Here is a 6,402-nt window from a genome sequence, read left to right as displayed (position 1 = left end):
TTGGCCACGCCAGCGATTTTTGCAGCCGCTTCAGCTACCGCGCCCACATTGGCGCCCGCTACCAGAACGTGAATGTCACCACCGATTTTCGCGGCAGCAGCAACGGTGTTCAGCGTGGCCGGGGCCACCACTTTGTTGTCGTGTTCAGCAATAACCAAGATAGTCATTTAGATTACCTTCGCTTCGTTTTTCAGTTTCTCGACCAGTTCAGCCACCGACTTGACCTTGATACCCGCGCTGCGTGCAGCCGGCGCTTCGACTTTCAGGGTCTTGGTGGTGGAGGCGGTAGAAACGCCCAAAGCTTCCGGAGTCAGCACTTCGAGAGGCTTCTTCTTGGCTTTCATGATGTTTGGCAGGGACGCATAGCGCGGCTCGTTCAAACGCAGGTCGGTGGTGACGATCGCCGGCAAGCTCAGGGAGACCGTCTGCGCGCCGCCGTCGACTTCACGGGTCACGGCCACTTTGTCGCCGCTGACTTCGACTTTCGAAGCGAACGTGCCCTGACCGTAGCCGCTCAATGCCGCGAGCATCTGGCCAGTCTGGTTGTTGTCGCTGTCGATGGCCTGTTTGCCAAGGATCACCAGCTGTGGCTGTTCCTTGTCGACCACAGCCTTGAGCAGCTTGGCCACAGCCAGCGAGTTCAACTCATCAGCGGATTCGACGAGGATGGCACGATCGGCACCCAGCGCCAGAGCGGTACGCAGCTGCTCTTGAGCAGTGGACGGACCAATGGAGACGACGACGATTTCAGTCGCAACACCTTTCTCTTTCAGGCGTACGGCTTCTTCCACTGCGATTTCGCAGAACGGGTTCATCGACATCTTGACGTTAGCGAGGTCGACGCCGGAGTTATCCGCTTTGACGCGAACCTTGACGTTATAGTCGACCACTCGTTTGACAGCTACAAGAACCTTCATGGATTCCTCGTTACTCTCCGGTGAAAAGAAAGTCGCCTAGGCGAACCTGGCGGTTGATGCTCATCGGGTACAAGGGCACCTCTAAAAACGCCGGGGCTTACTACAACGGCATAACAAATGACCCTGCTCACGGGAGTAATGACCGCTCGTCAGTGGTGACCGACAAGTCATTCTTTATCGCGGCGTGTAAACTTCGCGCCAAACCTGCGCAACGCGTCACCTTGTACTGCCTTCACCCTGTCTTTAGAGGTGCTCTTGAAACCAACAGTCAGCCTACGGCGAGCGCAAAACCGACCGTATATTGACCGGAACACCTATTCCGGTCAATACGGCAAAATGGTCAGTTATAAGCCGCGCTTCTTTGATTTATCTGGCTTCCAGCAAATTCAAACAAACGTTTGTATTGGACGCTGAGAGTGGTGTAGATATAATGCGCCGCTTAGAGAGAAAGGTGGTTCATCCATTGTCTCCTCTGCGCAGGTGCGTAGGAAATAATGGATGCGACATCAAACCTCCAATTAGAAAAAAAACTGTTGAGCCTTGAGTAGGAGATAGTCTGTGGAACGCGAATACATGGAATTCGACGTGGTCATCGTCGGTGCCGGCCCCGCTGGCCTGTCTGCCGCCTGCCGACTAAAGCAAAAGGCCGCCCAAGCAGGCAAGGAAATCAGCGTCTGCGTGGTCGAGAAAGGCTCCGAAGTCGGTGCTCACATCTTGTCCGGTGCCGTTTTCGAACCGCGCGCGCTGAACGAACTGTTCCCGGACTGGAAGGAACTCGGCGCCCCGCTGAACACGCCAGTCACGCGTGACGACATTTTCGTCCTCAAAAACGCCGACAGCGCTACCAAGATTCCTGACCTCTTTGTGCCCAAGACCATGCACAACGAAGGCAACTACATCATCTCCCTGGGCAACCTGTGCCGCTGGCTGGCCCAGCAGGCCGAGAACCTGGGCGTAGAAATCTACCCGGGCTTCGCCGCTCAAGAAGCGCTGTTCGACGAGAACGGCGTGGTCCGCGGGATCATCACCGGTGATCTGGGCGTCGACCGCGAAGGCCAACCGAAAGAAGGCCTGTACACCCCAGGTATGGAACTGCGCGGCAAATACACGCTGTTCGCCGAAGGCTGCCGTGGACACATCGGCAAGCAACTGATCAAGCGCTTCAACCTCGACAGCGACGCCGACTCTCAGCACTACGGCATCGGCCTGAAAGAAATCTGGGAAATCGATCCGGCCAAGCATCAGCCAGGTCTGGTGGTCCACACTGCCGGCTGGCCGCTGGACATCATGGGCACCGAGAACACTGGCGGCTCCTTCCTTTATCACCTGGAAAACAACCAGGTGGTCGTCGGCCTGATCGTCGACCTGTCCTACAGCAACACTTATCTGTCGCCATTCGACGAGTTCCAGCGCCTCAAGCATCACCCGGTACTCAAGCAGTATCTGGAAGGCGGCAAGCGCATCAGTTACGGCGCCCGCGCCATCAGCAAAGGCGGCCTGAACTCGCTGCCGAAAATGGTCTTCAAGGGCGGCGCGCTGATCGGTTGCGATCTCGGCACCCTGAACTTCGCCAAAATCAAAGGCAGCCACACTGCGATGAAGTCCGGCATGCTCGCCGCAGACGCTGTTGCAGACGCGCTGTTTGCAGGTTCCGAAGGCGGCGATGAGCTGAATACTTATGTTGACTCGTTCAAAGCCAGCTGGCTCTACGACGAACTGTTCGCCAGCCGTAACTTCGGCCCGGCGATCCACAAGTTCGGCGCTATCGTCGGCGGCGGTTTCAACTGGATCGATCAGAACATCTTCGGCGGCAAACTGCCGTTCACCCTGCACGACACCAAGCCGGATTATGCCTGCCTGAAGCTGGCCGCCGACTGCAAGAAGATCGACTACCCGAAACCCGACGGCAAACTCAGCTTCGACAAACTCAGCTCGGTGTTCATCTCGGGTACCAACCATGAAGAAGAGCAGCCGTGCCACCTGAAGCTGACCGATTCGAGCATTCCAATCAGCAAGAACCTGCCGCTGTACGATGAACCTGCTCAGCGCTACTGCCCGGCTGGCGTGTATGAAGTGATCACCAAGGAAGACGGCGAGAAGCGCTTCCAGATCAATGCCCAGAACTGCGTGCACTGCAAGACCTGTGACATCAAGGACCCTTCGCAGAACATCACTTGGGTTGCGCCGGAAGGTGCTGGCGGGCCGACTTACCCGAACATGTAAGTTGAATCGCTAAACATCAAGGCTCCCAAAATGGGGGCCTTTTTGTTGCCCGTGATCCCGACAGCAACACAAAGCCAATGTGGGAGCGAGCCTGCTCGCGATAGCGATGTGTCAGTCGACATCAATGCTGGATGATAAACCGCAATCGCGAGCAGGCTCGCTCCCACAAAGGGCTTCGGTGTATCAAGCAGCGCGCTCATCCCCCGGGCTGCGCTCGAAGTAGCGCTTATATTCGCGACTGAATTGCGACGTGCTCTGATACCCCACCCGATGCGCGACTTGCGCCACACCCAAGCCTTCGGCCAGCAACAGTTGCTGAGCCTTGAGCAGCCGCAAACGCTTGAGATACTGCACTGGCGACAGCAAAGTGCTGCGCTTGAAATGCTCATGAAAGGTCGACGCACTCATGTTGGCGCAACTGGCCAGCGTCTCAACGTTCAGCGGTTCGGTGTAATGCGCATGCAAGTGACTCAAGGACGCCGCGACCCGGGCGAACTGCCCTTGTTGCTCGACCAGTGCGCGCAACACGTCCGCCTGCGGCCCACGTAGCGCGGCGAAGAGCAATTCACGCAAACGAGCGCTGCCCATGATCTGGCACTCCAGCGGATCGTGCAGACAATGCAGCAGGCGCTCCACACAACCGCGCATGCTGTCGTCGAGCACCGCCGAGGTCATGGACTCCGGTGTCTGCGCCGGCGTATGACGGCCCGGTGTCAGCCCCATGGCCAACACCAGTTCGCCAAGCACCGCTCGATCGATGCCGATGGAAACACCCAGCAGCGGCGCATTCGGTGCGGCAAACGTTTCGCACTCGAACGGCACCGGCAGCGCCTGGATCAAGTAATGCCCGGCGCCATATTCCATCGTACGCGGGCCCAAGTACGCCAGTTTGCTGCCTTGGGCGATGATCATCAGGCTCGGCTCGTAGATCTGCGGGCCGCGCGCGACATCGCAGCTGGCCCTGAGTATCTGCACCCCGGGTAAGCGCGTAGGGATAAAACCGTCACGAGTGGCGAGCGGCTGAATCAGCGAAACCAGGGTGGCATTGGCGTCGAGATGACGGGTTAACAACATGGCAAAAACTTCACGGAAAAAGGGATGACAGCATCATCGCAGGTCTTGCCGCCAATGCAGCCAATCGACAGGTAATGCCGGAGGAATAGGCATGAGAGGCGGAGGAATCGCCATGGCCGGTCAAGAAGGCCGCGCGGAAAATGGCCCACCTCACTTGTCACTGCTTTTGCGAGGTTCACCATGTACACCGCCATCGGTTACGCCGCTCAGTCGCCCACCGCTCCCCTCGCCCCCATGACCTTCGAACGTCGCAGCCCTCGGCCCGACGACGTAGCGATCGAGATTCTCTACTGCGGCGTCTGCCATTCCGACATCCACCAGGCGCGCAACGAATGGGGCATCGCGGTTTATCCCTTGATGCCCGGCCACGAGATTGTCGGCAAAGTGACCGCCATCGGTGCGAAAGTCACCCAGCATAAAGTCGGCGATTGGGTCGGCGTCGGTTGCATGGTCGATTCCTGCCGTCACTGCGAGGCCTGCCACGCCGACCTGGAGCAATACTGCCTGGAAGGCCCGACGATGACTTACGCCACCCCGGATCGGGTCGACGGTAGCAACACCATGGGCGGTTATTCAGACAGCATCGTGGTCAGCGAACGCTTTGTGGTACGCATCCCTGAGAAACTCGACCCGGCCAGCGCCGCGCCGATTCTCTGCGCTGGCATCACCACGTATTCACCGCTCAAGCACTATGGCGTCGAGCCCGGTGACAAGGTCGGCATTCTTGGCATGGGCGGCCTCGGCCATATGGGCATCAAGTTCGCCAAGGCCATGGGCGCAGAAGTAACCCTGTTCACGCGCTCGGCGAGCAAGGCTGAAGAAGGTCGTCGCCAAGGCGCGGACCATGTCATTGTCTCCACCGATGCTGAGCAGATGAAGGCTGCAGCCGGGAGTTTCGACTTCCTGCTGGACACTATTCCGGTGCAGCACGACCTCAACCCGTACCTGGAAACCCTGCGCTTCGACGGCGTGCATATTCTGGTAGGGCTGATCGAGCCGGTGAATCCGCCGGTGCACGCAGCCAATCTGGTGACCCAACGTCGAGTACTGGCCGGATCCTTGATCGGCGGCATGGCAGAAACCCAGGAAGTGCTGGATTTCTGCGCCGAGCATGACATCACCTGCGACATCGAGATGCTCGACATCCGCGACATCAACGAGGCCTACACCCGCATGATCAACGGCGACGTGAAATACCGCTTCGTCATCGACATGGCGACCCTGAAGGTCTGACTCAGGCCTTGGCCCCCAACTCCGCAGAAAGCCGGGCTGCGACCTGTTTGATCAACGGGATCAGCTCGGCCATTTTTTCCAGCGGCATATAGGGCACGGTACTGGCGATGCTGATCCCGGCGACGATTCGCCGGCTGGCATCGCGTACCGGCGCCGCGACACAGCGGATCGACGGTTCATTGTCTTCCAGATCAAACGCATAACCGCCGGCCACGTACTCCAGCATGCGCTGCTGAAATTGCTCCCAGGATTGCTCCGGGTGCTGCGGCCATAACAGATTCTTCCCGCCCACCGGCAAGCTGATCTCGTACAGACGCTGCCACTCTTGCTGACTGTCATCGAGCATCAACGCCTTGCCGATCCCGGTGCGCGCCAACGGCATGCGATGCCCGACCCGCGAACGCATTTCCGGACCATTGCGCCCAGGATTCTTGTGCAGGTACAGCACGTCATCGTCTTCACGGATCGCCAGGTGAATGGTATCGCCGGTCAACGCCGACAACTCATCCAGATACGGCCCGGCCAGGGTCACCAACGGCAACTCTTCGCGCGCCTGGAAACCCAGCTCGATCAGCTTGGGCCCGAGCAGATAACCGATTTGCGGCACTACCCGCAAATAGCGCTCATCCACCAGACAACTGGCCAGTCGATGGGTGGTGCTGCGGGTGGTACCGATCAGCCGGGCAATTTCCTTGAGGTCGCGAGCACCACTGGCCACGGCCTGAACCACACCCAGACCACGAAGCAGCGTCTGGGTACCCGTCGGCGCGGCGTCCTTGGCGTTTTTTGGGGCGTCTTCCTGCATATCCGGCCTTCAACAATGAGCGAGAGAACGGGCGGCATTATGGTCGCCCGATCTTGCGCTTACTAGGGTGCACTCCCGATAGGTGGCGGATCGCGTTGGATCTGTGGTCGTGTCAGGCAAGGCGCGGGACGAAGGAGATGCTTATTGCCT

At 58.8% G+C, this 6,402-nt stretch carries 5 protein-coding genes and 1 pseudogene; 2 read left to right on the top strand and 4 right to left on the bottom strand.

What is annotated here, in order from left to right; all coding sequences use genetic code 11:
- Positions 1–167: pseudogene (locus tag ACZYSM_RS13595) on the bottom strand (electron transfer flavoprotein subunit alpha/FixB family protein); the annotation flags it as partial.
- Complete coding sequence (locus tag ACZYSM_RS13590; RefSeq protein ID WP_489071998.1) at positions 168–917, bottom strand: electron transfer flavoprotein subunit beta/FixA family protein; 750 nt, start codon at positions 915–917, stop codon at positions 168–170.
- Between the two features lie 558 nt (positions 918–1,475).
- Here ACZYSM_RS13590 and ACZYSM_RS13585 point away from each other — a divergent pair.
- On the top strand, positions 1,476–3,140 hold the full coding sequence (locus tag ACZYSM_RS13585; protein WP_489071996.1) for an electron transfer flavoprotein-ubiquinone oxidoreductase: 1,665 nt from the start codon (positions 1,476–1,478) through the stop codon (positions 3,138–3,140).
- Between the two features lie 183 nt (positions 3,141–3,323).
- Here the strand turns inward: ACZYSM_RS13585 and ACZYSM_RS13580 are convergent, their stop codons facing one another.
- Positions 3,324–4,214 (bottom strand): AraC family transcriptional regulator, encoded by an 891-nt coding sequence (locus ACZYSM_RS13580; protein ID WP_489071995.1) that lies wholly within the window; start codon positions 4,212–4,214, stop codon positions 3,324–3,326.
- A gap of 180 nt (positions 4,215–4,394) precedes the next feature.
- Between ACZYSM_RS13580 and ACZYSM_RS13575 the strand changes: the two genes are divergently transcribed.
- Complete coding sequence (locus tag ACZYSM_RS13575) at positions 4,395–5,447, top strand: NAD(P)-dependent alcohol dehydrogenase (protein ID WP_489071994.1); 1,053 nt, start codon at positions 4,395–4,397, stop codon at positions 5,445–5,447.
- A gap of 1 nt (position 5,448) precedes the next feature.
- On the opposite strand, the gene ACZYSM_RS13570 is transcribed toward ACZYSM_RS13575, so the two are convergent.
- Positions 5,449–6,252, bottom strand: a complete 804-nt coding sequence (locus tag ACZYSM_RS13570) for an IclR family transcriptional regulator (protein WP_489071993.1) — start codon at positions 6,250–6,252, stop codon at positions 5,449–5,451.
- Between the last annotated feature and the right edge of the window lie 150 nt (positions 6,253–6,402).

The sequence above is a fragment of the Pseudomonas sp. F220 genome (genome assembly GCF_057813935.1).
This window is presented reverse-complemented; position numbering and strand designations above follow the sequence as displayed.

What these genes read in the sequence shown, in the direction of transcription:
- ACZYSM_RS13570 (WP_489071993.1), bottom strand. Translation starts at nt 6,252, where the DNA reads ATGCAGGAAGACGCCCCAAAAAACGCCAAGGACGCCGCGCCGACGGGT.
- ACZYSM_RS13575 (WP_489071994.1), top strand. Translation starts at nt 4,395, where the DNA reads ATGTACACCGCCATCGGTTACGCCGCTCAGTCGCCCACCGCTCCCCTC.
- ACZYSM_RS13590 (WP_489071998.1), bottom strand. Translation starts at nt 917, where the DNA reads ATGAAGGTTCTTGTAGCTGTCAAACGAGTGGTCGACTATAACGTCAAG.
- ACZYSM_RS13580 (WP_489071995.1), bottom strand. Translation starts at nt 4,214, where the DNA reads ATGTTGTTAACCCGTCATCTCGACGCCAATGCCACCCTGGTTTCGCTG.